The 25983-nt window shown below is 43.1% G+C and carries 26 protein-coding genes and 1 pseudogene; 6 read left to right on the top strand and 21 right to left on the bottom strand.

Features of this window, described 5'->3' with window-relative positions; all coding sequences use genetic code 11:
- Positions 1–231: 231 nt before the first annotated feature.
- The 13 genes from JCM15907_RS07805 to JCM15907_RS07750 all read right to left on the bottom strand — a co-directional run bounded on the left by JCM15907_RS07805 (position 232) and on the right by JCM15907_RS07750 (position 7338).
- The gene (locus tag JCM15907_RS07805) at positions 232–885 is read right to left on the bottom strand and encodes a DUF3164 family protein (protein WP_025843375.1); all 654 of its coding nucleotides are present in this window, start codon (positions 883–885) and stop codon (positions 232–234) included.
- A gap of 4 nt (positions 886–889) precedes the next feature.
- The gene (locus JCM15907_RS07800; protein WP_025843374.1) at positions 890–1087 is read right to left on the bottom strand and encodes a hypothetical protein; all 198 of its coding nucleotides are present in this window, start codon (positions 1085–1087) and stop codon (positions 890–892) included.
- Positions 1084–1530 carry a hypothetical protein gene (locus tag JCM15907_RS07795; protein WP_242396869.1) on the bottom strand — a complete coding sequence of 149 codons (447 nt, stop codon included), beginning with the start codon at positions 1528–1530 and terminating at the stop codon, positions 1084–1086. Before JCM15907_RS07795 ends, JCM15907_RS07800 begins: the two co-directional genes overlap by 4 nt.
- Positions 1520–2116 (bottom strand): hypothetical protein, encoded by a 597-nt coding sequence (locus tag JCM15907_RS07790; RefSeq protein ID WP_025843372.1) that lies wholly within the window; start codon positions 2114–2116, stop codon positions 1520–1522. Before JCM15907_RS07790 ends, JCM15907_RS07795 begins: the two co-directional genes overlap by 11 nt.
- Positions 2113–2352 carry a hypothetical protein gene (locus JCM15907_RS07785; protein ID WP_025843371.1) on the bottom strand — a complete coding sequence of 80 codons (240 nt, stop codon included), beginning with the start codon at positions 2350–2352 and terminating at the stop codon, positions 2113–2115. Before JCM15907_RS07785 ends, JCM15907_RS07790 begins: the two co-directional genes overlap by 4 nt.
- Positions 2349–2741 carry a hypothetical protein gene (locus tag JCM15907_RS07780; protein WP_025843370.1) on the bottom strand — a complete coding sequence of 131 codons (393 nt, stop codon included), beginning with the start codon at positions 2739–2741 and terminating at the stop codon, positions 2349–2351. Before JCM15907_RS07780 ends, JCM15907_RS07785 begins: the two co-directional genes overlap by 4 nt.
- Before the next feature lie 28 nt (positions 2742–2769).
- Positions 2770–3042, bottom strand: a complete 273-nt coding sequence (locus JCM15907_RS07775) for a hypothetical protein (protein WP_025843369.1) — start codon at positions 3040–3042, stop codon at positions 2770–2772.
- A gap of 20 nt (positions 3043–3062) precedes the next feature.
- Positions 3063–3704, bottom strand: a complete 642-nt coding sequence (locus JCM15907_RS07770) for an ATP-binding protein (RefSeq protein ID WP_025843368.1) — start codon at positions 3702–3704, stop codon at positions 3063–3065.
- Positions 3685–4395: an AAA family ATPase gene (locus tag JCM15907_RS11435; protein WP_242396867.1), complete on the bottom strand. Its 711-nt coding sequence runs from the start codon at positions 4393–4395 to the stop codon at positions 3685–3687. The genes JCM15907_RS07770 and JCM15907_RS11435 overlap by 20 nt, the downstream gene beginning before the upstream one ends.
- Before the next feature lie 167 nt (positions 4396–4562).
- Complete coding sequence (locus JCM15907_RS07760; RefSeq protein WP_025843367.1) at positions 4563–4769, bottom strand: hypothetical protein; 207 nt, start codon at positions 4767–4769, stop codon at positions 4563–4565.
- A 187-nt stretch (positions 4770–4956) separates the two neighbouring features.
- Positions 4957–5898: a hypothetical protein gene (locus JCM15907_RS12450; protein WP_051522447.1), complete on the bottom strand. Its 942-nt coding sequence runs from the start codon at positions 5896–5898 to the stop codon at positions 4957–4959.
- The gene (locus JCM15907_RS12445; RefSeq protein WP_051522446.1) at positions 5850–6974 is read right to left on the bottom strand and encodes a hypothetical protein; all 1125 of its coding nucleotides are present in this window, start codon (positions 6972–6974) and stop codon (positions 5850–5852) included. The genes JCM15907_RS12450 and JCM15907_RS12445 overlap by 49 nt, the downstream gene beginning before the upstream one ends.
- A gap of 4 nt (positions 6975–6978) precedes the next feature.
- Positions 6979–7338 (bottom strand): hypothetical protein, encoded by a 360-nt coding sequence (locus JCM15907_RS07750; protein ID WP_025843366.1) that lies wholly within the window; start codon positions 7336–7338, stop codon positions 6979–6981.
- A gap of 101 nt (positions 7339–7439) precedes the next feature.
- Here JCM15907_RS07750 and JCM15907_RS12440 point away from each other — a divergent pair, with 101 nt between their 5' ends.
- The gene (locus JCM15907_RS12440) at positions 7440–8099 is read left to right on the top strand and encodes an XRE family transcriptional regulator (RefSeq protein WP_051522445.1); all 660 of its coding nucleotides are present in this window, start codon (positions 7440–7442) and stop codon (positions 8097–8099) included.
- A 1050-nt stretch (positions 8100–9149) separates the two neighbouring features.
- Here JCM15907_RS12440 and polA read toward each other — a convergent pair.
- The 8 genes and pseudogenes from polA to JCM15907_RS13715 all read right to left on the bottom strand — a co-directional run bounded on the left by polA (position 9150) and on the right by JCM15907_RS13715 (position 18222).
- Positions 9150–10979 (bottom strand): DNA polymerase I, encoded by a 1830-nt coding sequence (gene polA / locus JCM15907_RS13880; protein ID WP_306305486.1) that lies wholly within the window; start codon positions 10977–10979, stop codon positions 9150–9152.
- A 53-nt stretch (positions 10980–11032) separates the two neighbouring features.
- Positions 11033–11965, bottom strand: a complete 933-nt coding sequence (locus JCM15907_RS13875) for a 5'-3' exonuclease (protein ID WP_036885633.1) — start codon at positions 11963–11965, stop codon at positions 11033–11035.
- Between the two features lies 1 nt (position 11966).
- The gene (locus JCM15907_RS07730) at positions 11967–13031 is read right to left on the bottom strand and encodes a DUF6427 family protein (RefSeq protein WP_025843365.1); all 1065 of its coding nucleotides are present in this window, start codon (positions 13029–13031) and stop codon (positions 11967–11969) included.
- 52 nt (positions 13032–13083) lie between these two features.
- Positions 13084–14395, bottom strand: a pseudogene (gene purD / locus JCM15907_RS11405) (phosphoribosylamine--glycine ligase).
- 68 nt (positions 14396–14463) lie between these two features.
- Positions 14464–15012, bottom strand: coding sequence for an alpha/beta hydrolase family protein (locus tag JCM15907_RS13475; protein WP_242396866.1), 549 nt, complete (start codon positions 15010–15012; stop codon positions 14464–14466).
- The gene (locus tag JCM15907_RS11400) at positions 14949–16679 is read right to left on the bottom strand and encodes a S9 family peptidase (RefSeq protein ID WP_242396865.1); all 1731 of its coding nucleotides are present in this window, start codon (positions 16677–16679) and stop codon (positions 14949–14951) included. Before JCM15907_RS11400 ends, JCM15907_RS13475 begins: the two co-directional genes overlap by 64 nt.
- A gap of 35 nt (positions 16680–16714) precedes the next feature.
- A complete protein-coding gene (locus JCM15907_RS13720) occupies positions 16715–17266 on the bottom strand; it encodes a hypothetical protein (RefSeq protein WP_051522444.1) in 552 nt (183 codons plus the stop codon).
- A complete protein-coding gene (locus JCM15907_RS13715) occupies positions 17260–18222 on the bottom strand; it encodes a THUMP domain-containing class I SAM-dependent RNA methyltransferase (RefSeq protein WP_051522443.1) in 963 nt (320 codons plus the stop codon). The genes JCM15907_RS13720 and JCM15907_RS13715 overlap by 7 nt, the downstream gene beginning before the upstream one ends.
- A gap of 973 nt (positions 18223–19195) precedes the next feature.
- Here JCM15907_RS13715 and JCM15907_RS07710 point away from each other — a divergent pair.
- From JCM15907_RS07710 to JCM15907_RS07690, 5 genes are read left to right on the top strand one after another with little or no spacing between them, the layout of a single operon-like run.
- Positions 19196–22165, top strand: a complete 2970-nt coding sequence (locus JCM15907_RS07710) for a putative LPS assembly protein LptD (RefSeq protein ID WP_242396864.1) — start codon at positions 19196–19198, stop codon at positions 22163–22165.
- A 22-nt stretch (positions 22166–22187) separates the two neighbouring features.
- Positions 22188–22922: a rhomboid family intramembrane serine protease gene (locus JCM15907_RS07705; protein ID WP_025843363.1), complete on the top strand. Its 735-nt coding sequence runs from the start codon at positions 22188–22190 to the stop codon at positions 22920–22922.
- A complete protein-coding gene (locus JCM15907_RS07700; protein WP_025843362.1) occupies positions 22915–23820 on the top strand; it encodes a rhomboid family intramembrane serine protease in 906 nt (301 codons plus the stop codon). The genes JCM15907_RS07705 and JCM15907_RS07700 overlap by 8 nt, the downstream gene beginning before the upstream one ends.
- 10 nt (positions 23821–23830) lie before the next feature.
- On the top strand, positions 23831–24991 hold the full coding sequence (locus JCM15907_RS07695) for an endonuclease/exonuclease/phosphatase family protein (protein ID WP_051522442.1): 1161 nt from the start codon (positions 23831–23833) through the stop codon (positions 24989–24991).
- 29 nt (positions 24992–25020) lie between these two features.
- The gene (locus JCM15907_RS07690; RefSeq protein ID WP_025843360.1) at positions 25021–25935 is read left to right on the top strand and encodes a DMT family transporter; all 915 of its coding nucleotides are present in this window, start codon (positions 25021–25023) and stop codon (positions 25933–25935) included.
- The last annotated feature ends 48 nt before the right edge of the window (positions 25936–25983 follow it).

Raw genomic sequence — 25983 nt, 5'->3', positions numbered from 1 at the left:
GACCTCCTCCATAGTGTCTTTATCAAAGAGTTGTGCAGAGGCTACCTGCATCCAACCGAACAATCCTAAAAGTAGTACAACAATCTTTTTCATATTTTCCATTGATTTTTCTTTTTGCAAAAATAATTCTAACATTTCAAACACAAAGGGATGGAATCTCCCGACTGCACCCCTTCCATAAAACTTTCTCCCTCATAATCATTGGGCGATCTAATGTAGATTCTGAACATATTAGCACTCCGTTATATTGAGAGGGATAGCTTCCCAGCCCTCTTCTCCCTTAACCTCTGCTTTAACAAATGTTTTTGAGGCATAGGGCTTGTAGCTCTCCTCAATAATGCGTACACCCTCACTAAATCGAGCATTTCCGCGCTTATCGGCAAGCTGACGGAGTTGGATGACCCGTGAGGGTTGCAAAACCCCTTTCTTGTTGCGTGCCAGTAATCGCATCACAGCATCAACGAGGTCTGCACTATCCTCATCTTTCGCAAGCGTCTGCAGATACTCTGTTACCATTGCAATACCGTCTTCTACCGTATCTCTATAATCGTCTACGGTACGATTACCGAGCTTGATACGCATGCTCGAGTCAGAGTTGGTAAAAGTGTGTGTAAACTGCCCCTCTTGTTTAGTCAAATGCATTATCTCTCTTTTCATCGTCAAAATCGTTTGAAAGTTATCGTAGATAGTCTTTTTGACCAGCTTCATCTGTGCTGATAGCTCTAATAGTTGACTAATAGCACTTGCCACTTCTTCATCGACAAGTCGGGCGTAGTCGGCACGTTGTTGCTTCTGCGCTTCTTCTTCCTGTCTTAGTGCCTTTTCTCTTTTGTAGGCTTCAAATTCTGCGCGCTCTTCTGCGCTCATTATTACTGTATTATCCATATTGTTATGCTTTTAATAATTCTATTATACCCCATGTTATACACACTATTGAGGAGATCATACCGACAAGAGCAATCCAAATCATTACAGCATGTTTTCTACTGCGCCAATAGCCCCATTGCGTCACATTATAGCAAAAGAAGAAAGCATTAGCAACTCCGAAAAAGATTCCTACGACAATCATTACTATACCCCAAATCATAATCTATTTGCTTTATATTCATTACACATCTTATCAACTTTCAGATAGTCCTTTTTCTTGTTAAGAAAAGCCCCATACAGACTTCTTAATCGCTCACGAGGAATGCGATTAAACTCTTCTACTCCCGCAGCTCGACAAGCAATACTCTTGATGATTGCAATATTGCTTGCTCTCCCAACCACCTTTAAGTAATCGCCAATCGCTTTAATCAATCGCTTGCGCAGCGCATCCATACTCTCCCGACCATAGCGTCGATCCATCTCGTTAGATAGCGATCCACAAATGTCTATTAGTTGATGCTGACTTAAATCTCGAGAGCTCTCTACTCCGAACTGTGACAGTAGAGCCAACTTATCCTCGTTAGTCATTCCTAACTGCCCAGCCAGTGCATGGTATTTCTTTATGAGGTCTCGCTGTATCTTGTCCATTACTTTATTTTCCATGATTTTTTAGTTTTAATCCATTTATAGAGAGCTGATGCAGATAATCTTCTTCCGCTGCTCGCTTTGCCGAGTCTATATCGACGTAAGTATCTCCGATATTTTTATACCCTTCACGAGGATAACTCCCTTCTATTCGCTGTAGAGTGATATCCATTCCATCGGTGACTACATATTTTGCACGTAGAAAAAATGGGAGAGGTATTTCAGCTTGATAACGGTTCCCGATTTTAACCCACTGTAGTATAAAATCCTCTCGTTCGTATTTCATTAAATCCGACACATAAATCTGTCTATTTTCTTGCACTTGAAATTGTAACATACTACTATTAGCTGTTACTATACCTTCAGAGTCTACATAGAGAAATGCACATGTAAAATCGAAGTTTTCTAAGTCAAAAGAGCATCCCAACTCTCGCAATTTTTCAAGTACAGATACGATATTTCCCTGCACATAAATTTTCGTATTGAGCACTCTTTTGTCTACATATCTGCAGAAATCGACACCAAAAAAGTATTTACATTCATCAACGAGAGGGTTGCTTCCTCTCCTCATTCCTATTTTTTTATTTTCCCCGAACAGTTTCATATTACATCGATTACGTTAATTGTTTTACTATAATGTTCTTGAGCTGCTTCTTTTGCTTCTTCGAGCGAGTCGTACGATCCGAGCAGTTCGACTGCTACTCCCTTTCGCACAAAAAGTAACTCTTTATCTCCTTCTATTTCAGACAGGTCTATGTAGTACATTACCCCTTTTAATAGTTCTTCAGTGCAGATAAAAAATCCTCCTGCACCATTCGATTGTTGTTCTGACCAGGTCATGATTTTTTGGTGTCGTCAGAAAAAGAAATCAAAGCTAAAGACACAGTGAGCATTTTTCTTATATCCTCTTCTCTCATACAACTTTCGTATATCGCTCTGATCCCAATTTTCAAATTTCCTTGAAAAGAGCAATTACACATACCATTTGCGTCTTGAGAAATTACAAAAAGGCACTTCTCTGCGTGAGTCCCTTCTAAGTCATCATACATCGCAGAATAGGGCGATTCTTTATCATTTTTAGACATTTCTCCTTTTGCTTCTCGCTCGTCTTGCTCGAAGTTGTATCCTTTTTCAAAACAGACTCTAAAAGCCTCTTTTGATACTCCGAGTTCCTTCATCATCTCTTGATTTTGCGAATAAATCATATCCGCCTTTTCTTTCATATTCATATTTCTATTTGTCTTAATAGTTATTGACTCAATCTTTTCCCATCTTTTCTCTCCAATATCCTCTACCCTCTTTTTTCCAATACTCTTGCACTGCGAGATGTAGACTATCATCTATATTTTTTTCTATTGATTTTCCATCAGTGTGCAGGAGAAAATCTCGTCTCAAATCTGCGAGGTATTTGTAGCCCTTATTGTACGATACTCTAACGCCGACGACCTCATTGTTCCTTATCGTCCAACCATCAACGCTTGCCAGCTCATTCACAAGAGCTTCAACTCTTTTTAATAGCCTTATCTTCATAATTTTCTCCTCCTTTCATCTCAAAACTCCTTTATCTCTGCGTTAAACTTTTCTTTCAATTTCTCATAGGCAACGAAGTCCGCCCCTCCATATCCATCTGCAGTACTATATCGGGTTTCGCACCGAGCCACTCCGCCCACCAGTCTTATTTTTATATCGGCATCATGCTTTATCTTCATTTGCTTAGCGTCCCACACATCGCTATTGCGCTCTTGCCCGAGTATGATGAATAACTTTGTAGGGAACTTGTGTCGAAGGGCGATAATCTCTCTTGCAGGATTCGCCAAGTAGAGCACCGAGTCGATAAATATTACATCGGGCGATTGCTTCTTCTTGAGACGCTCTTCCAGCTCCTCGAGCGACTCTCTTTCGATAAGCATAATACGACGTCCACACTCCTCCAAACCAGCTTTGCGCCACGCCTGCTGCATAGAGGGAGACAACCCCTGCTCCAAAGAGTTATAGCCGATGCGCTTAACAAATTGTGTCAGATATTTAGCCAGTTGTAGGCAGTAGGTTGTCTTACCACTGCCCGACTTTCCAAAGACGAACCAAATTCCGTTCAAAGCGGGTCGCCCAAGGTGTCGCAACCATTCTCCCTCGAAGTTGGCAAGGGTAAACTTCGCAGAGAGTACATTGTGATTAGAGAATGCCTTCGCCATGTGCTTCTTCCTTTTTCAACTTCCAAACAGCTCTTTTTACTCTACGCAAATCACCTTCGCACTCCGAGATGATTTCTTGTATCGCTCGCAGACTCTTTACCCCATTTTCACGACATACCAAGGCAACATCCTCATCGTCGATAGGACTTAGAGCTATAAACTTGCGTCCGAGACGGGAGAAAATCTCCTCGTACCCTTTTTTCCCCAAGCGCACACCTCGTAGGATGCGTTTTTCAAGATGAGCAGTAGCACAAAGAACGATGCCACAGCGACCTTCCAACTCGTTGTACAGGGTGATAAAGAAGTAGAGCAAAGGGTCGCTTAACTTATCGGCTTCATCCAATACGATGATAGGAGCTTCCATCTTATTAAGTGCATCTACCACTTCTTCCATCATTTCACTAATTGAAGTACTTGTATAGCTAACGCCCAACGACTTGAGAAGTTTGCCAACGAAAACACGCCTATTCCAATGGTCCATACAGGAGATGAGATGAACCCCCTTGTTGCTTTTAGCAAACTGCTGTATGGTTTGACTCTTACCACACCCTGCAGCACCTACCACAGCGCATACAATACTCTCGTTTTTTGCCTCTTCAAGGTAGAAGCGTAGGTCCTCGCTTGCCGAGGTTTCTGCCATCTTCCACTCAGTATCCTTCTTAGTCCCGATTTGGCTGCTATACTGCGCCACATCTCGTTGCTGATACTACCAGATCTGTGCCTGATAGTATCTTGCTAATCGTAGCAGGGCTTACTCCCTCTAACGAAGCTGCTGCTTTGCGCTGCGAACCTTTTCGCTCCACGTAGCTCTCAGTTGAGCCGTTATGAGTTGTTTATCCATATCTATATTTTTATTTGTTAGAAATCACTGTAATCCTCGGGTTCTTCCCCCTCGGGTTCGAAATGTGCACTTACCACAAGGGCAAGAATAAAATGTAGCACGTTGATAATCTGTACCCACCAATAACGCTCATCAGCGGGCTCTCCAAGAGCGAAAAAGAGCGTAATAGTTACCCACATATAGCGGGCTATTTTTCCCATCTTTTCTCTGTTAATCTTCTTCATAATCCTATTCTTTGTTTATACTCCCCCCTTTCCCCCCACAGATTTTGCAGGGGACGACGACCCGTATTTAACCACCCTTTAATCGTCGTTTAATGCCCCTCTAAAGGGCGTTATAAAAACCTATATACCTTTTGCCGAAAACCTATATACCTTTTTACTCGGAGGTATAATGCTTTTTTACACTCCTCTAAAAGTTGCTCCAACGGGCTCTCTTCTTCCGAGCTGTGGGCTCTTCTGTTACCTCTTCAAATTCTACTTCTTCTACTCCCAAAAGTTCCTGCTCTTGACTTCGCTGGTCTTTGTGCTTACCCCTGCTATTGAGCAAGCAAGTATGACTGAGCAATCCATGCAGGTCTCGTTCGGGGTCTAAAAGTCGAGCTACCGTGTCGTGCGCCTTTTCCAGTCGCCTCTTGGCTTTTTCTCGTAGCTCTTTATTGTAGGCATCTACCCTTGCTCTGTGCGCCGCCTCGCCCTCCTCTTGATCATAAAGAGCCATCGCAACTTGAGGCTTTTCGTCCAGTAGGAAGCGACAGTCGCCCTCTGCCGATACCACAAGCACTTGACTCATATCGTCGGGGTCATACTTCGTAGTCCAGTCCCACATCTTATAATCCCTAAAGCGCACATCCATCGTGTCATAATTGCGTTTTATACCAAGCAGAGTAGGCTTAAAGCCGTCATGCGTAAGTCGGTTGGTAAACTTCGAGGTCTCGCCGAACTCCAACAAGAAGAGCTCTTTGTCCATCTTTAGCCTATCTTTAGCAGGCAACTTGTCCAAAAGAAGATGGAACTGCTCCTGCTTACTTCTGCGTTCTTCCAGCATCATAGTTCTAATCTGCCGCACCACCTCCCGCTCGGTTGGGTAATACTTGCGCAGGGCATTCATAGCGTCTGCGTTGGGTTGATGCTTGGGGTCGCTCGTAACCCCTTTACCCGCATAGTTCATACAGATTTGGCAATACTCTTGTCGTAGACGATTAAAGTACTGCTCTACAATCTTGCCCCTTGCGTTGCGTACTCGTGCTGGAGTCAAATGCTCGCCTGCTGTCTTGTAAGTGGTTGCCAACTCGCCCTTGAGTTTTACATCAAGCGCATAGTGGTCGCATTGTATTTGATGTACTCGTAGCATCTCGCCTGCCAGCTCCTCGCCATGCTTGAGGGCATCTCGTAGAGCTTCACGAATAAGGTCTTTAGACTCATGATTGCCGATAGCGATGCCGATAGGTACATACACGAGGGGTCGAGCACTACCACCATGGTCATACGTTTATGGTAAATGATCTCCTTGCGACCATCTCTCCCTTCTCGCTCCGACTGGTAGAGCAACTCCACCGTCCAGCCATCCACACTCCAGTAGAGGAAGGGGACACTCGGCTTGCGTCGGTTGATGGTCTGTGTATTCCAAAGGTTGTACTTCGTCTCGCCCAAGTTCCCATAATCGGCTGCCTGCTGATTTTTCTTGCGCCAATAGGATACGGTGCCTGCGGTTATCTCTTGCCAGCCCAGCTTTCGAGCCTGCTGGTTGTACTCCTTAGCCACCTTCGTATCGTCGATGTTGTTGTGATGCGCCAGGATGGCAAGGAGAATATCTTCTTTCTCGTCGCTGTCAATCTTCGCAGCACTGTTGTTGCGAAACTTGCCCGAGATCATCACGATAAACCCATCACGCTGATACTCGTTGTACTTGCGTTGTAAACTTCGAGGGTTGCTGGGCAAGCGGTGCGCCCACTTATCAGAGATACGAGGTAAAGCCAATGCAGCACGCTCCCAGAACTCCCCTCGAGGTAATTTCGGCTGGGCTTGACTGATGCGCCTGCCGTCTGCGATCTCTATTTTGCGACGAAAAGCATCCAGCACCGAACAATTAGCCGTGTACTCTCCCTGTTTGGTTTCAGGTAGATGCCTGCCATCGTCAAACGTGTACTGCTTATAGTAATGCTCCGCCTGAGCATTCTTCTCTATCTCATCCACAAAAGGCTTACTTTGCTCCCTCTCTTGAGCATCAGGAAAACGCTCATAAATCTTTACCTTATAACGCTGGGGAAAGCTCTCTACATCGTACAACGCAGGGGTATCCTTGCAGGCTCGACGTACACGACGCACTTGACCCCTATGAATTAAATTCTTAATCCCAGAGGGGGTTGTAATACCACCACTTACAAGTTCCTCAAAACTTATACATAAGGTTAGCCCCACACGTTCCATATCACTAATCGTTGTTCCTGTTCAACAATTCATTTAATGATTTTAGCGATGGCAACTCCTTTTCAATAAGAAGCTCTACTCCCTGATAAATCCGTACAATGCCATGTTTTAAGTCGATAACAGTCATTTGCTCTTTACCGTATTGTATGAGCTTGTCCCCCTCTTTTACAAACACCTCGCTGGCATCTGCTATTACCAACTCACTGGCTCCCATTTGTAGAGCTTCTTTACGTATGGCACGAGCAAGAGCGGTATCTTTCGTATAGTCCAAAGAGCGACGCACCATTTCTACACTACATCCTAAAGAGCGGATTATTCCATCTCGTATGTCATGTGTGTACTTAATCTTCCGAATTACACTCATAGTTGTTTTTGTACTTTTGTTTTACTTTGTTGTTATTGGTACAGCGCAAAAGTAATACACTTTTGTGAATTATGCAAATCAAATGTGGATTTTAATTGTGTATGACAAAAACAAACACTATAAACGAAAGAATTGACTTTATAATACGAGAACGCTATAACGGGGTACAAAAGTCTTTTGCAGACGCCTGTGGAATAGCTCCTACCGTCATAAATAACATCGTGTCTGGCAGAAAGAGTGCTCCATCGTTTGAGGTAATACAAAGAATATCCACAATTGAAGATTTATCTTTGAATTGGCTTATAAACGGAGTCGGAGAGGCTTTCAGTAAATCAGTATCAATAACTCCTACCACAAATCCGAATGAAGGAATTCCTCTCATTCCAATTGGAGCATGGGCAGGCACTTTGGATGGTGGATATGACCCTATAATGGAATATGATTGCGAACGCTACATTGTTCCGATGTTTAAGGATGCTGACTTTCTAATCGCTGTGAAAGGCGACTCAATGAGTCCGAGATATGAGTCGGGAGATTTAATTGCCTGTCGTAATGTTTATGGGGATGGAATCTGGTTTCAGTGGGGGAAAACTTATGTCTTAGACACAGAACAAGGATCTATTGTAAAACAAGTATTTCCTGGAGCAACTGATAACACTCTCAAGTTAGTCTCAGAAAACCCCAAATACCCCCCATTTGAGTTGAACAAAGAGTATATATATCGTATTGCTATTGTTTTGGGGATAATACGAGCAGAATAATCTCAAAAATACATTCTTTCAAAGAATATCCACATATCCCTATCTATCAACAACTTAAACAAAACAAGGAGATATTATATATAGAAATATGGGGTGTTATTCTCTTTATTTTACCCCATATTCTAACAAATGAAAAGTCTTTTTGCCATATAGTTCATTTGTTTTAGGGTTATCAACTTGAAACCCCAATAGAAACTCCATTAAAACCCCATTACTAAAAATCACGGCTTTTTTAGAGATTCAAGAAAAACCGAAAAAGAGAAAAGAAGAGGATATTTTCTCTCTTTTCTTGCCATTCATTTAACACCCAATAAACGGCTGTTTAAGTGGTACTAAACATGCTCTAAACAGAAAGAGGGAATATATCCTCCAAGAGACACTAAACTCTACCCAACAAACCGCTATAACGCTTGTATATAAGCCATCTGTGGCATTCTAAGCCGTAACCCTATACAAACTACCAAGAAAGCGCAAAAACGAGAAGAAAAGGCACAAAAAAAGGGCTGCGAATGCAACCCAATTAAAGCGTGCTTAAAGTAGCACTTAAACACCTGCTAAACACTTCACCGAAAAATTAAAGTCAATTTCAAGTGACTTAAAGCGAAATGTACTTTTCGTTTCTCTCTCCTTATCCTTATTTTTCGTGTTTAACTATCGATATATCAAACATTTAAGCCAACAATCCTAACACTACACCATTGTACTTTTCGTTTTACCCCCCATACACAGAGGGTAGTCGAAGAAAGGTACAACCCTATTTCGGCAAACCATTAACCCTTTTGCCTAAAAGGTCCGTGCAAACTTGCAAAACCATCCGTGCAAACAAACGAAAGGGTTATACCTTTTGAAACACAGCAACGCTCTACCGAAAAGTAAGCACAGAAGCGTACTTATCTTACAACAATCCCTCACACCGACAATCAATGTGAGGGATTTCTTTTTAGGTCTCCTATTGGGTTCTATAAAGTGCTTACAAAAGGGCTTATTCGTAGGCTCTCAACGTAGCCAAAGGTATAAGGAAACAGATATACGAACGGAGCAAAGGCGCTATCAGTGGGCTTCTAACCAGTTAGCTCCTACCCCAATCTCCACCTCCAAAGGTACTCGTAACCCCTCCATAGCATGCGTCATTTCGTGGTGTACCAAGTGGGTAAGCTCCTCTATTTCGGAACGATGGGCATCGAAGTTCAGTTCATCGTGTACTTGGAGTATCATGCGACTCTTCATTTGCTTCGTCCGAAGAGCTTTATCAATACGCACCATAGCTATTTTTATCAAGTCGGCAGCTGTACCCTGTATGGGAGCATTGACGGCATTGCGCTCTGCAAACGAGCGTACCGTTGCAGTGCGACTATTGATGTCGGGCAGGTAACGACGACGACCCATAATGGTCTCGGCATATCCCTTATTTCGTGCCTGCTCTATACAACGCTCTATAAACGCCTTTATCGAGGGATAGGAGGCAAAGTAGCTATCAATCAAACTCTGTGCCTCTTTCGGGGGGATGTGCAGTCGCTGGCTTAGTCCGAAAGCAGAGATACCATAGATGATGCCAAAGTTGGCAGTCTTGGCGAACGAACGCTGTAAGGGGGTAACCTCTTCGAGAGCTACCTTGTAGATGCGGGCAGCGGTGGTGCGGTGAATATCTTCGCCTCGACAGAAAGCATCTATCAAGTGCTCATCTTCGCTTAGATGCGCCAAAAGGCGGAGTTCTATCTGCGAATAGTCGGCACTCAAGAAGAGGTATTCATCGCTATCGGGTACTAAAGCGGAGCGAATCTCCTGCCCCACGGCAGAGCGAATCGGTATATTTTGCAGGTTCGGATTGCTACTTGAGAGGCGACCCGTAGCCGCTACCGCTTGGTTGAACGAGGTGTGCAACTTGCCATCGGGATAGAGTAGCGTAGGCAAAGCCTCTATGTAAGTACTCATAAGTTTCTTTACGCCTCGATAGTCCAATATATGCTGTACAATCGGATGTTCGCTGGCATACTGCAGGAGGATCTCTTCGCCCGTGGCATAGCCTCCTCCCTTAGTCTTTCGGGGACGACTGCTGATCTTCATTTTCTCGAAGAGTATCTCTCCGACCTGCTTGGGACTGCTGATGTTGAAAGGCTGTTCCGCTTCGGTATAGATGGTTTCTTCGAGCTTTTTCATCTCCTCTTCCAACCCCTTAGCTACTTCCAAAAGGCGGTCGGTATCTAAGCGTACGCCTCGCTCCTCCATACGTTGCAGTACTTGCAAAAGGGGCATTTCGACCTCCTCAAAGAGGGTCTTCATGCCTAAACGTTGTAGCTCATCACGCAAGATAGGGTAGAGTCGGAGTGCCACGTCGGCATCTTCCGAAGCATAGTCTGCCAGCAAATCCAAGGGCACATCTTGGCGCAAGTCGAATTTCTTCTGCGAAGCAAGTTCCTCATAGGCTATAGGAGTGTAGGATAAATATTGCTCGGCGAGCGAATCCAAGTTGTGCGGACGTTCGGGGGCTATCAGATAGTGCGCCAAAAGGGTATCGAAAAGCGATGTTACCTCATTAACCCCATAACGGCTCAGTACTTTGAGGTCGAACTTAGCATTCTGTGCTATTTTGAGTATTGTAGACTCCTGCATAAGGGTACGAAGTGGAGCAAGCCACTCACGCACAGTAGCCTCATCAGGTGGTAAGGGTAGGAAATATGCCTCTCCCTCGGCAGGAGCGAAAGATGCCCCTACTATGGAGCAACTCATAGCATCGAGTCCGTCGGTCTCGGTATCGAAGGCAAAGTACTGAACGGTGCTGAGTCGCTTCCAAAGAGCAGTACGCTGTTCCTCGGTAGTAACGATGGTATAGTGATGGGGGATGTCTGCCAATCTTTTTTTAGGAGCTTCCTCCTGCCCCATACCTAAGTCAAAAAGGTCTATTTCTGCGCTCTTTAGCTCAATAGACTCCTCTGTTAAAGGGGGAGCTGATGTATCGGAAGCATCAAAAAGAGTAGCTCTCCGTTGCTGGATTCGTGTGCCAAAACATCTATACGTTTCGCCAATGAGCGGAACTCATACTCCTCGAAAAGGCGTTGTACAAGCGTTGTGTGCGGTTGCTTACGTACCAAAGAAGCGATGGGTAGATCTATCGGTACATCGGTACAGATGGTTGCAAGGTATCGAGAGAGTAGGGTAATCTCTTTGTGTTCTTCCAATTTGCTGCGAGTACCTGTCTTTAGCAATGCTATGTTATTGTATATCTCCTCGATAGAACCATACGAGCGGAGCAGTTCCGAGGCGGTTTTAGGACCGATGCCCTTACAACCGGGTATATTATCGGCACTATCGCCCACTAAGCCCAAGTAGTCTATCACCTGATGAGTATGGTTCAGCTCAAATTTGGTGCATACTTCCTGCGGACCCCATAGTTCGTACCCCTTGGTAGAAGGTCGGTATATGCGACATCGGTCGGTAACCAACTGGGCATAGTCTTTATCTGGGGTTACCATATAGACATCGTATCCCTCCTTTTCGGCTCGGTGAGCCAACGCTCCAATCACATCGTCCGCTTCGTAACGAGGCACTTCAACCGTCGGGATAGCCATAGCTTCGAGCAGTTTCTTTATCTCTGGCACAGCCCAAATAATACCCTCTGGCGTTTCATCTCTCTGTGCCTTGTATTCGGGGTACTCCTCATGTCGGAAAGAACCTCCTGGGGGGTCGAAGACAACCGCCAAGTAATCGGGTTTTTCCTTCTCTATAATGTCTAATAAACTCAGAGTAAAACCAAAAAGGGCACTCGTGTTAATCCCCTTAGAGTTGATACGGGGCGAGCGGATAAAGGCATAGTAAGAGCGGAAAATAAGCGCATAAGCGTCTAAGAGGAAGAGCCGTTGAGCAGACATACTATATAGCAGATTGGTGGAATAATTGGGTAAAATGAGGATAATAAAGCCAGCTCCAAAGAGCAAGGATTACTATCATGAGAAGTATTATCAAGATGTTGAAGAGCCTCTTGCGCTGTATAACACCCGAGAGAAGCAGTGCTGTGGGCAAAATCATTAGCAATAAAAAGCCCTCTAAGTGCTGTGTAAAGAGGCATCCGCCCAAAAGCAAAAATAGAGTTCGCATAAGAGTGGCCGTCAGTTGTAGCACTTTTACTTTCTTTTTGGAGAGGTGCATCATAGCACCTGCTATACCCCATAGGTAGAGTAGTAGTAATACACCTCCACCTAAAAATAAGACTCTACTGGGCAGATAGTCAATATAAACAATAGGTTGTAGCTGTACCATCGGCTCTAAGGAAACGAGAAAAGCACTTTGCCATCCACCCATAACGAGAATAGTAGCCAAGAGCAGAAATGGAGCGATATATCCAAAGAGAAATGCCAACAAGTTACGCCCCGAAAAAGCCTGCAAGTCTATGATATTAAAGAGCATTATTGGCACCAAAAGGATAGAGGGTGGCCAAACAATTGTAGCTAACGAAAGGGCAATAGCACAGTCGGTTATCTCAAAAGGGGCATTCTTCTCTCGATAAGAGGCATAGAGCGTATAATGCGCAAGACCCCAAAAAGGAATTGCCGAGAGGGCAGGGTGAGAGCCGAAGGAAAGAGGAAAAAGAAAAAAAAGCAAGAGCGAAAGTAAAGTAGCCTTACTTCGCTCATCCTCATCGTCCAGTACATAAACATTGGAAGTAACTCGCACCACAAGCAAACCTACTAAGAAAAGAAAGAGAGTTACCGTAGGGGCGAAAGAAGAGGGTAGAAGAGGGTAGAGATCTAAAAAATACCCTTGACTAAGAACAGGCAGTGGATAAGAAGAACGCATCAGGAAGAGTGCGCTCAGAAAGAGCAAGGCTATCCAAAAAAGAGAGCGGTCGTAAGGGCGTTTCTTAGAGAATATCGAATGCCTTTTCACAATAGAGAAGAGGAGAAAGGAGCGAACAAAAAAGAAAGTATCCCTATCCATCCCCCTGCCTATGCTTTAGGTTAGAGAAGGATAGGGACAATAGTCTGTAAGATTAGCTATCGAGCAAAAGATCTTTGCCTATATCATGACGATAGTTTTTGCCCTCAAAGAGTACTTGTTGGGCTACTGTATAACTTCTATTAAGAGCCTCTTCGAGGCTGTTGCCATACGAACTAACAGCCAATACCCTACCACCTGAAGTAACTAATTTACCATCGGTAATTGCCGTGCCTGCATGGAATAATTGTGTCTCGAACGTAGGCTCAGGAAGTGTCATTTCATACCCTTTGATATAACTACCCGGGTAACCTCGAGAGACCAGCATAACGGAAACAGCCGTTCGAGGGTCTTCTTCGAGTTGATACTCTTTGAGTGAACCATTTGCCATACTCTTGAGAAGGAGCAAAAAGTCACTTTCTATACGCAGCATAACCACTTCTGTTTCGGGGTCTCCCAAGCGACAATTATACTCAATAACATAAGGATTACCCTCGACATTCATAAGCCCTAAAAAGATGAAGCCCTTGTAAGAGATACCTTCCTTTTGTAATCCTTGGAGTGTAGGCTCTACGATTCTTTCGGTAACCTTCTTCATAAAGGCATCATCTACAAAAGGCACAGGACTTACCGAACCCATACCCCCCGTATTGGGGCCCGTATCTCCGTCGCCTACCCTTTTATAGTCTTTCGCTATGGGAAGTATCTTATAGTCCTTGCCATCGGTAGCTACGAAAACAGAACACTCGATGCCCTGCAAAAACTCCTCGATGACAATGCGTTGTCCCTTACTACCCCAAGTACCTTCTGCAAGGTCGTTAAAAGCATTAGCAGCCTCTTCTATTGTCGGTACGATGAGTACTCCCTTGCCTGCTGCCAAACCATCTGCTTTGAGTACGTAAGGGGGACGAAGCGTTTCAAGAAATGCTAATGCCTCAGCCTTTCGTCTGCAGCAAAAGATTGATAGAGAGCTGTGGGGATTTGGTTACGCATCATAAAGGCTTTACTAAAGTCTTTACTCCCCTCCAGACGAGCGCCCGAAGCATTAGGTCCTACTACAAGTAAGTGGGTGAATAGTTCTCTGCGTTCTTCGAAATAGTCGCAATGCCCTCTACCAATGGATCTTCAGGACCCACAACCAATAGATCTATGCCATGCTGAATAACGAAACGCCCTACGGCCTCGAAATCTTTTATATTTAAGTCGGGTACATTTGTCCCGTACTGCTCTGTACCTCCATTGCCCGGAGCTATAAATAATAGCTCAAGATGCGGACTACAAGAGAGCTTCCAAGCCATGGCACTCTCTCTCCCTCCAGAGCCTAATAGTAAGACGTTAAGACGTCCTGAAGTGCGTTTGTCCTCCATAATTTCAGTAAACTTATATTCCTCGTTGTTTTAGAATGGTTCTTTGTAGAAAGTATAATAAGAGAAAGTCATAGAAAATCTTCGAAATAACGAGCGATAGTTGTGTTAAGATGCACTCTATCTACTCCACTTACATTGTGTTCATGAGTAGGGTAGTACATACAGTCTGGGTAGGTACGTGCCTTTATGGCTTGCTCAACAAAGGCTTGGGCATGCTGCCAAACTACCACAGGGTCTACTGATCCGTGGATAAGGAGTAAACGTCCCTTAAGATCTTTAGCACGCAAAGTGAGGTTGTTAGCCTTGTATCCTTCGGGATTCTCATTGGGTGCATCGTTGTAACGCTCTCCATACATTATTTCGTAACGACTCCAATCCATCACAGGACCACCTGCTACGCCCACTTTGAAAATGTCTGAGTGCGTAAGCATAAGGTTCGTAGTCATAAATCCGCCAAAGCTCCAGCCGTAAACTCCTATACGCTCACGATCGACCCAAGCCTGCTCAAGGAGGAAATCGACCCCTCGCATCTGATCTTCCATCTCTATAGTACCTACACGACGATGTATAGCTTGCTCGAAATCACGTCCACGATTAGCAGAGCCACGGTTATCCAAAGTAAAGATAATGTACCTTTTTGCGCCATATAAATATCCCATCCTCGAGCTCCAGCCATCCATGAGTTGGTGACCAACTGAGCATGGGGACCGCCATAAACATATACTACTACGGGATATTTCTTATTAGGGTCGAAGTCCAACGGTTTAATAAGGCGATAGTGAAGCTCTGTAGTACCATCGGTACTGGTTAGTGTACCCAACTCTATCTCTGGCATACGATAACCCTTAGTAGGGTCTGGAGCTGAAAGTAGGGTCTTAATAAGTTTGCCCGATGCAGTACGTAATTGGATATTGCGAGGTACTATTGTAGAAGAATAAATATCTATAAACGATGTAGCAGAGGCATTCAACTGCGTATTATGTACTCCCTTATCGGGGGTTAAGTCGGTCAATTTAGAGCCATCTATACCTACACTATATAAACGCATCTCCAAAGGACTTGCCTTTGTGGCTTCGAAGAAAATCTTTTTTCCGTCTTTACTAAAGCCTTTGAAAGCAGTTACTTCCCATGCTCCCGAAGTAACTTGACGGAGCTTGCCCTGTGTAATGTTACCTATGTAGATATGGTTAAAGCCATCGGTACGAGAGAGCCAAATAAACTCTTGGTTGCTATTGGGGAGAAACACCATGGGATAAGTTGGCTCTATATACTTATCATCCTGCTCGGTAAAGAGCGTTTTAAGTTGTTTTCCCGTAGCCACATCGTATTGATTTACATCAGAACGAGTTTGTGCACGGTTTACTTCTGCCATAAAAATAGACTTGCTATCGGGCGACCAAGCAATGTTAGTTAGATAATGCTCAGGGTCTCCTTCGCTCTTCATATAAGTAATAGAACGAGTAGCAAGGTCATATACCCCCAAGGTAACATGATGACTGGCATCGCCCGCCATAGGATAACGAAGAGGGGCTACCTGTGCTTTCTTTTCAGTAATAGTAACAATAGGATAGGGTGCTACCATAGATTGATCCATTCGATAGAACGCCAATTTATTTCCATCAGGACTCCAGAAAGTACCCTTCTCTATACCGAATTCTCGTTGATGCACCGCTTCTCCGTAGAGAATCCTATCCTCCTCATTGCGAGCAACAAGCTCAAAAGAGGGTTTCTCTGTGACACTTTTCAACGCTGGGGTTATTAGTAAAGCTCCATCAGAAGAGCGTACCAAAGCATGTGTTATAGTAGGATTAAGCTCTAAGAGCGTATAATTATCTCCTCCAACCATAGGAGTAAGAGCAAAACTACGTACCCAACTTTTGCTCTGTACATCTACAATGTGACAAGCAGTAGGCGACAAAATAGCTATCCAATTAGGGTGTCCCTTAATGGAAACAAAAGATGGAAATACTTTCCACTCTGAAAAAGAATTATCATGAGCTATGATACGGCGTACATCCTCTAAAGAAAGCAGTACTTTACTTCCTTTTTTACCCTGTACTAAAAGAATCTCTTGACCCTCTACATAAACAGCTTGGTCACCGATCCATTGTAGGCGACTTATATATTGAGGGTAGAAATTCTTCAAAAAAGTGCGTCCACCAGCGGTAACATCTTCTAAGGTATAGAGTCCTGGACTACTCTGTGCCATTGCTTCGGATTGGAGCATTGGCACACCCAATAGTAAGGGTAAGGAAAGCAGGGCTTGTAGGAAAAATTTCTTCATAGCAAATATAATGTTGAATCTATCTTGTACTTTGTTTAATTATCACCTTCTTCAAATACTTGTATAGCTCGTCCTTTACGACGTCGCTCCTCTTGAGCAAAACGTGTTCGGGGCAACGCTTCAAAAGATTTACGCTCGCCTATACGAGCCCTTCTACGAGGCATTGTTGTTTCTTCTTGGTAAGATTGCCCCTCCTCTCTCTTGGGATAAGGAGCTTTACTCTCCCTCTTTTCAAAAGGTTTACGCTCTTTCTTAGCATCAGAAAAGCGTGGCTTTTCTCCCTCTTTTCGTAAGTCTCTCTTACCTTTATAAGGCTCTTTCTGATTGGTAACTCCTCGCTTAAAATCTTCTCGCTTGCCCGCAAAAAGATCATAGCTTCTTAGCTCGCACTCAATATCTCCATTGAAAAGTATCTCTTTGGAAGAATGGCGCAAAGCAATAGCACTATAAAAAGACTGACGAGGAGCTATAATCCATACCTTAGACCCTGTATACTTATGTTTGAGCTGTGTACCAATCATACCATAAAGACGCTCCATGTCAAAGCGATTAAGTCGCTCTCCATAGGGTGGATTGATAACTACCAAGAGGATTGTTCAGGTCCCTCACGCTCCTCCATACTAATCCTTTCGAGGGTAATATCAGAAGATAAACCTGTATGTTTGATATTGCTTTGTGCCACAGCAATGGCATCCGAAGCTATATCACTTCCATATATGTGGTGTTGAAAAGGAATCTCTTGTGAAATATCTTCTCGTATAGAACGCCAGAGTATGGGATCAAAATCACGCCACTCTTCAAAGGCAAAACTCTTACGCCACGTAGCAGGAGCTATATTACGAGCTATAAGAGCCGCTTCTATCAAGAAAGTACCTGAGCCACACATAGGGTCAATCAAGTCGCACGAACCATTCCAACCTGCTTTGAGCAATATACCTGCTGCCAATACCTCATTGATAGGCGCAGGTGTCTGACGTACCTTATAACCTCTTTTATGGAGACTCTCTCCAGAACTATCTATTGATAAAGTTACATTACGCCCAGCAATATGTATATTGAAACGTACATGAGGAGATGTAGTCGATACCGAAGGGCGCAATCCCTCAGGATGATACTGCTTGAAAAAATCGGCAACAGCATCTTTTACACGGTAACTTACATAACGACTATTCGTAAAAAACTCCGAATAGACCACTGGGTCTATCAAGAAAGTTTGGTCTACACGTAGATAACGCATCCAATTGAAGTGGGAAAGCTCATCATAGAGTTGCTCCACATGAGTACATTGAAACTCATAGATTGGTTTCAAGATGCGAAGTGCTGTACGAAGATGAAAATTAGCTTTGTAGAGTAGCTCTTTATTGCCCTCAAAGCTCACCATACGCCGACCCACAACTACTTTCCGAGCACCTAATTGGCGTAATTCCTGCGCCAACACCTCTTCCAATCCTGCAAGGGTCTTTGCTACCAAAGAGAAGCGTTCGTCAGTAGATTTTTCTGCTGTAACATCAGCTTCGGACAAGATATTTTTTTCCACTTCCATACTCTAAGCATCTATACTACAAAGATAGTTAAATATACTTATCCCCCTTTATAGCGTAGAAAATAGGGTATTCTTACCATCTACCACTCTTTCTAATCAATACAATAGTTTATTACAATCTGTCAGAAGAAAAAGTAGTGTCAATAACTGTCGATAATTGGACGATAACTCTGTTGTAAACAAGTTGAAAAGAAAAGCTAACTCTATGCTTCTTCTTCATTTCTTTTTTGTAAGCAAAGCATTTATATACAATGCAAGAAAAGTTAGCACAACTTATTCCTTCTCTATTCAACCACTTATATACATTCATTCTAAGAGCTTTTGAAATCTATTCATAGAAAAATGGAGGCTAAAAGCAGGTTACTTTTGTTTATAAATCATCTTCTACTCTATTTATCAGTATGTTATCTTGTCAATAAACTATTGATAACTTATAAATAAATGGTTTATTACTATGCTTAACTATGTAGAGAAGTCCAAAGAACTTTCTCTCAGTTTTTCTTCTACTTTTAGACTATCAACATATCAACACCCCCTACTACTACTACGAAAGATGAATAAAGATTATTCCTTATTTATATTATAGAAAAAGTCATGTTGGAGGTAAATTGTTGATAAGTGAATACTGAAGGTTATTTTGAATGGTATATCATTCTTTTGAAAAGGTATAATGGTTCGGTATGAAACCCTCCGTGCTAACTTTCCAAAGGGTTAATGGTTTTAAGAGTTTACACAGAGGGTTTGGAGAAGTAAAGATATAGGAGCTTGGAAAAAGCAGTTAAGGTATTCGCTATGAAGACTCGATAAGACCCTATAAGGGTCTCTATACATTTCACATAGAAAGCACTAACTTTGTGGACAGACTAATAGGGGTTGAATGTACAGTAGATACAGATTTTGTGTAGCGAAGCTGAGTATACTACTCTTGGCTTTACTGTTTTTTGCTGTTTCGTGTAAAACGCGAACTACTTCCTTGCATACCTCTTCGGAGGCTACAGCTAAGATGTCAATAGACACCTTACAGCTTTCCACATCTGCTGATACGCTTTCTTTCAAAAATCAACCAATACTATCCCCCGAGGTAGAGGCTACTCTACCGCTTATAGATACGCTTCTTCAAAGTAAAGAGCGTGATACTTTAGTGATTGAGGATTCTATTGCCCTTTCCGACTCTTCTCAGTCAATGGAAGTAGATAGTATTGCTTTAGAGCTGGCTAAAGTTTCCAATGCCGAAGAAAGTATTGAGATAGTAACAACTCCAACCGATTCGATAGCGGTAGAGGCTGATAGTTTGCCTTCCTCTTCGGAAGAGCCTATTGTCTTGGAAGATGTAGTAAACTTTTCGGCACAAGACTCTATTGTGCTTTTAGGGCAGAACAAAGTCTACTTCTTTGGTCCCTCTAAAGTGAGTTACCAAACGATGAACTTAGAGTCGAACTTTATGTACATCAACACAGATAGTTCGCAGGTTTATGCACAATATATTTTGGATGACGAGGGGCATCCTATGGCTTATCCTACTTTTTCGGAGGGCGATCAGAAGTTCGAGAGTAAGACTATGCTTTATAACTTCCGCACTCAAAAGGGGTATATAACAGGGGCTTTGACACAACAGGGTGAGGGTTATCTTACCAGTGAAGAATCCATGCGTATGTCCGACAATACGATGTTTGTCAAAGGGGGTCGTTATACTACTTGCGATAACCATGATAATCCGCACTTTTATATCCGCCTTACACGTGCCAAGGTAGTCCCTGAGAAGAATATCGTTACAGGCCCTGCTTATATGGTTATGGCGGGTGTACCGCTTTACTTGATAGGTTTACCTTTTGGCTTCTTTCCTTTTAATGAAAAGCGTACATCAGGTATTATTTTACCCTCCTATGGTGATGAATTGGAGCGTGGGTTCTACTTCCGAGGTGGAGGTTTCTATTATGCTATTAACGACTATGTAGACCTCAAATTGGTTGGAGATATTTATACACGAGGTTCGTGGGGTGTTTCTGCCACTTCCAATTATGTGCGTCGCTATAAATATAGTGGCAATGTAAATGTGAGCTTTGTTTCGACTGTTAGGGGTGATAAACAGATACCGGGAGATTATAGTAATTCAAAAGATTTCAGCATCAACTGGTCGCATACACAGGATCGTAAGGTCGATCCCCTACGTACTTTCTCAGCAAGTGTAAACTTCTCTACGAGTAGTTATAACCATAATTCAATCAATACCATGTATAATCCTGACGTGAGGGCTCAGAACACTAAGGGGTCTAGTATAAGCTATTCACGTCGTTTCAATAACATACCGCTCAATATCACCGCTGCAATGAACATAGATCAGCGTTCGAGCGACTCAACACTTTCTGTCTCTTTGCCCAATCTCTCACTTTCTTTGAGTACTATTTACCCCTTTAAGCGTACCAAAAGAGTAGGTAAAGAACGTTGGTATGAGAAGATTTCGCTCAGTTATAGCGGTTCTTTCCGTAATAGTATTGTAACCAAAGAGGACAAAATATTAAAGTCTAATCTATTAAAGGATTGGAATAATGGGATGCAACATAGGATACCTATATCGGCATCGTTCGACCTTTTAGATTATATCAAGATAACCCCTTCGTTCAACTACAATGCTCGTTGGTACACAAAGAAGATAGGTCGTAAATGGAGCGATGAAGCACAACGAGTAATAGATGCTGATACAACATTTGGATTCTATCATCTTCATGATTATAGTGCTGCGCTCTCTGCCTCTACCACACTGTATGGTTTCTTTAAGCCATGGCGCATATTTGGAGATAAAGTACAGATGATACGCCATCGTGTAAGCCCTTCGGTCTCTCTAAGCTATACGCCCGATTTCGGCGACCCATCGCTGGGCTACTATCAAACCCTCCGCTACAAAGACAAAAATGGGGTAGAGAGAGAAGAGATTTATTCGCCTTTTAGTCGCAATATGTTTGGTGTACCGGGTAGAGACAAGGCTGGGTTTATCAATTTCAGCTTTGCCAATAACTTGGAAATGAAGTTACGAAACGATAGAGATACTGTAGGCGAAGGCTTTAAGAAGATTAGCCTTATAGACCAATTTGATTGGAATATAGGGTATAACATGATGGCAGATTCCTTTAAGTGGACTAATATCAATGCTACATTAGCTCTACGGCTTTCGGAAAAGTTTGTATTACGTCTCAATGGTACATTCGACACCTATCTGTATGATTATACTATAGATGATTCGGGCAGAGTAATACCGAAAAGGATAGATAAGCTCCGTATTTTCAATGGTAAGGGGTTCGGTCGTCTTATCGGTACGGGCACAGGTTTTAGTTACACCTTTAATAACGAAACGGGTAAAAAGATCACAGCTTTTTTCAATAAACTACTCAGTAAAAGTAGTGAGGAGAAGTCCTCTACTTCCGATACATCCTCTAAAGACGATGCCAATAATACCAGTACATCGCAAGACTCTTCACTACCTTCGGTAGGTAGAGATAAAGGTAATTTTGCACGAAGAGGGGGTAATAAACCTTTTGGTGATCAAGAGTGGGACGATGATGGTTATGTAGTATGGAACTTTCCGTGGAGCTTCTCATTCAACTATAGTATGAGTTTGGGGTATGACCACTCGAACTTCGACATCCACAAAAAGGAGTATCGCTACAAATTGACCCACAACTTGAGCTTTAGGGGCGATATAAAACCAACGAAAAATTGGTCGTTCCTCTTTGATGCCAACTATAACTTTGACCTCAAGAAGGTAACCAACATGACTATATCTATAAGAAGAGACCTCCATTGCTGGGAACTTACTGCCAACGTGATACCAATAGGTCATTACAAGTCGTATAGTGTAACTATCGGTGTGAAGTCAAGTTTGCTCAAAGATCTCAAATATCAACAGAGCAATCTCTATACGGGTGGTTCGACAAATACATGGTACTAAATAGAAAAAAGACAAGAAGCGTATGAATTATTACGAATACCAAAATAGAAATTTTTATGAGCGTTTGAAGCAGTTTTTGCCTCCCGTAACGCTCAATCTCATTATTATAAATGCTTTGGTGTGGTTTGCCCAATTTGTCTTTGGACGTATGGGTTTCAGCCTAACCAATATGTTTGGGCTTCATTATTTCGAGGCAGAGCAATTCCGTGTGTGGCAGTTTATTACTTATGCCTTCCTACATGATGAGTCTTCGCTATCGCACCTATTCTTTAATATGTTCTCTCTTTTTATGTTTGGAGGTTCGATAGAACGTCTTTGGGGTAGGAGCCGATTTCTCACTTTCTATATTGTTTGCGCCCTTACGGCAGCACTCACACAGCAGATATTCTGGTACACAGAACTTCATGATATTGTTGCTTCGGGAGCTTCTATCATCACTTTTTCAGAGGGAGGGCAGATGCTTGTCTCTTCTTTCCTTAATCGAGTGCTTACGATAGGTGCATCGGGTTCGGTGTTTGGTCTTCTGTTGGCATTTGGTATGCTCTTTCCTAATGCCTCTATTTATATGATGTTTATACCGATACCCATTAAGGCAAAATATTTTGTAGCTATATATGGATTGATAGAACTCTTCCTTGGTATCTCAGGTAGAATGGATGGTATTGCCCATTTTGCTCACTTGGGAGGTATGATAGGAGGCATCATACTTATTCTTTTATGGCGTAAAAGAGGATATATAGACAGACCTTATGTTTAAAAAAGGAGTGCTTATAGAGAGATGGAGAACCGCCACAGCAACGCAAAAGTTGGTGCTAATCTCCATTGTACTCTCTATTTTGTATTGGTTACTATCGGAGCTTTTTTCGATTACAGGTTGGGCGAGCCGTTATTTCCTTGACCCTTACCTCTCTTTGAGTGGAAGCCTGCACACGTTGCTCATAAGGCCGTGGACGCTTATCACCTATATGTGGTTTCATAGTAGCATAGGGCATCTCTTTGTCAATATGCTGCTACTCTACCTTTTTGGCACAGAGTTTTCCCGTTTCTTCAGTTATAGACAAACCATAGGCCTCTACATTCTTTCTGGTATCATAGGTGGATTATTTTATCCCCTTACGTTTGAATTAATGGAACTTATAGGCATCTATAAACTGCGCTTGCCTCTGTATGGAGCTTCTGCCTCGTTGTTAGGTTTGATAAGTGCCATAGGTATGTATGTACCCCATAAGCGTAGGCCTTTCTTTATTGTAACCTCTATAAGTTATAGGACTCTCTCTATTGTCATTATCATGGCTATATTGCTCTTCAATAATGAGAGCAATCTGGGTGGGACAGTGGCTCATTTGGGTGGAATTCTTTCGGGAGCTCTCTTTGGAGCATTACTCAGAACTAAAGGAATAGACATAACTCAAGGGATAGGAAGAGTTATAGATAGAGTAGTAAACCTCTTTTCAAAGCCTTTCTTTAGTGCTCGAAAGCATGCTTCTGTGCGTAGTAAATCGAAAAAAGGTTCTGACCAAAAGAAGGAAACCAGTTCCGAAAAAACGATTACCGTAGAGACTATTTTGGAAAAGGTTAAGCGTTCGGGTTACTCGGTATTGACTCAAGAGGAGCGTAACATACTTTTTCAGAAAACAGAAGACAACCCAAAGTAAGAGTCTCTATATGGATAAAAATCCAATGACTGCATTGCCCAAAAGCAATAAGCATAAAAGGAGTAGGAGAGAGCCTATGAGGCATTTCTTTTATACTATATTCCATTCCATCTCTTGGATGCTCAATCTCTTCATTGTGGCTCTCTATTTATTGGCATTACTTTCGATGGTTTTGTCTCCAGAGCAACTCTTTTTCCCAGCTTTTCTTGGCTTAGCTTTTCCAGTTCTATTGGTGGGAGTTTGTTTTTTCTTGCTTTATAGGCTCATAAAGCGTCAGTGGAGGGGTTTCTTCTTCAATATGATACTGATTATTGTAACGTGGGGTCCTATTACCACCTACATGCCGTTACATTTCAAAGAACAGGTCGTACCTGAGGGTGCGATAAAAGTACTTTCGCTAAACTGTCATGGATTTGGCTTTCTAAAGCATACCGAAAAAGAGCCTAACCCTACACTCCGTTACCTCAAAGAGTCTAAGGCAGATATTATTTGTTTGCAAGAGGCATACACCTCGGGCAAGAAGTCTCCCTATGTTTCTATGCGTCATATTGCGCGCTATCTACCCGAGTATCAGCACGTTATACTGCGCTTTGCTCAGAAAGATAGAGGTACAAGTCTTATGTTACTCTCGAAATTTCCCGTAAAAGATACTCGCCTACTCTCGCTTAACTCTCGCTTCAATGGGGGAGTGGTCTATACCCTCGATGTAAAGGGCAAGGAGGTGCAGCTCTATAATCTTCACTTGGAATCTTTTTACCTTACGAGTGCCGATGCCAACGAGTATGTAGAGCTTGCCAAAGGGGGCGACCCTATCGGTCTTAGAGATAAGGTTAAGGCGAAGTTTACACCTGCCTTTAGAAGAAGAGCCGAGCAAGCAGACGCCATAGCGATAGATTGTGCGCAGAGCAAAACACCTTATGTAATTGTCTGTGGCGACTTTAACGATACGCCTATCTCCTATACTCGCTCTCGCATAGCTTCTGATATGGTAGATGCCTATACGCACAGTGGCTGTGGTTGGGGTATTTCGTTCCGCTTCAAACGCTTCGGGGTGCGCATTGACCACATTATGCACTCCGAGCAGATAGAGTCGTACAACTGCCGTATAGAGCAGGAGGCAACCATTTCGGACCACAAGCCGATTAGCTGTTTTATGCTCCTGAAAGATTAGAAAGTGCACCGCTAAACACTCTCCCTACTATGCGTGAGCAAATCCGAGGTATAGCCATGGCGGCCTCTGCCTCTATGTCGTTCGGTTTTATCCCCCTCTTTACAGTGCCGTTGATGGCTATGGGGATGCTCACTCCCTCTATACTGGCGTACCGATTTCTCTGGGCGGCTCTCTTGCTCCTGCTTATCCTTTGGGTCAAGAAGATAGAGCTCAAGATAACCCGTTACGAAGCGTTGCTCCTCCTCTCTCTGGGGCTTATCTACGTATGCTCCGCTATGGGATTGCAGTTGGGTTACCTCTATATGCCCACAGGTATCGCCACGGTTATCCACTTCACCTATCCGATCTACGTTATACTTCTGCTTTTCCTCTTCTACGGACAGCGGCCCACACTGCTGGTTATGCTTGCTATTCTGCTCGCTTTCGTAGGTGTGCTTTTTATTACAGGCGTGGGCAGTGGTGTGCAACCAATACCCTTTGGTGGATTTCTCATCGTCGCCGTTACAGGATTGGCGTATGCTTCCTATATGGTGATAGTCAATAAAAGCATCTTGCAACGGATGAATAACATCAAACTCTCCTTCTATGCCCTGCTTTTTTGTGGTATAGGTTTCCTCATTATTGCCTATTTCTGGGGCGGAATACAACCTATACCCGATGCCAAAGGATGGGGGTTGATGTTGCTACTGGCTATCCTACCCACCGTTGTGGCGAATATAACGCTCGTAGAGGGTGTAAAGCTCTGTGGCTCTACTCTTAGTTCGGTCTTGGGTGCTCTCGAACCTCTCACTGCCGTAGTAATAGGGATATTGGTTTTCGACGAACCTCTAACGCCTATGCACCTCTTAGGGATAGGGCTCATTATATGCTCTGTGCTTATCATATCGCTATCGGGCAAGATAGCCTATGCTTGGGAGGTTTGGCGCAAACGTAAGCGCCTCTAATCTCTTTGTTGAAGAGAGTACAGAGCAGTTGTAAGGGTAGGGAAGACT

Source organism: Porphyromonas gingivicanis JCM 15907 (assembly GCF_000614585.1).
Lineage (GTDB): Bacteria > Bacteroidota > Bacteroidia > Bacteroidales > Porphyromonadaceae > Porphyromonas > Porphyromonas gingivicanis.
This window is presented reverse-complemented; position numbering and strand designations above follow the sequence as displayed.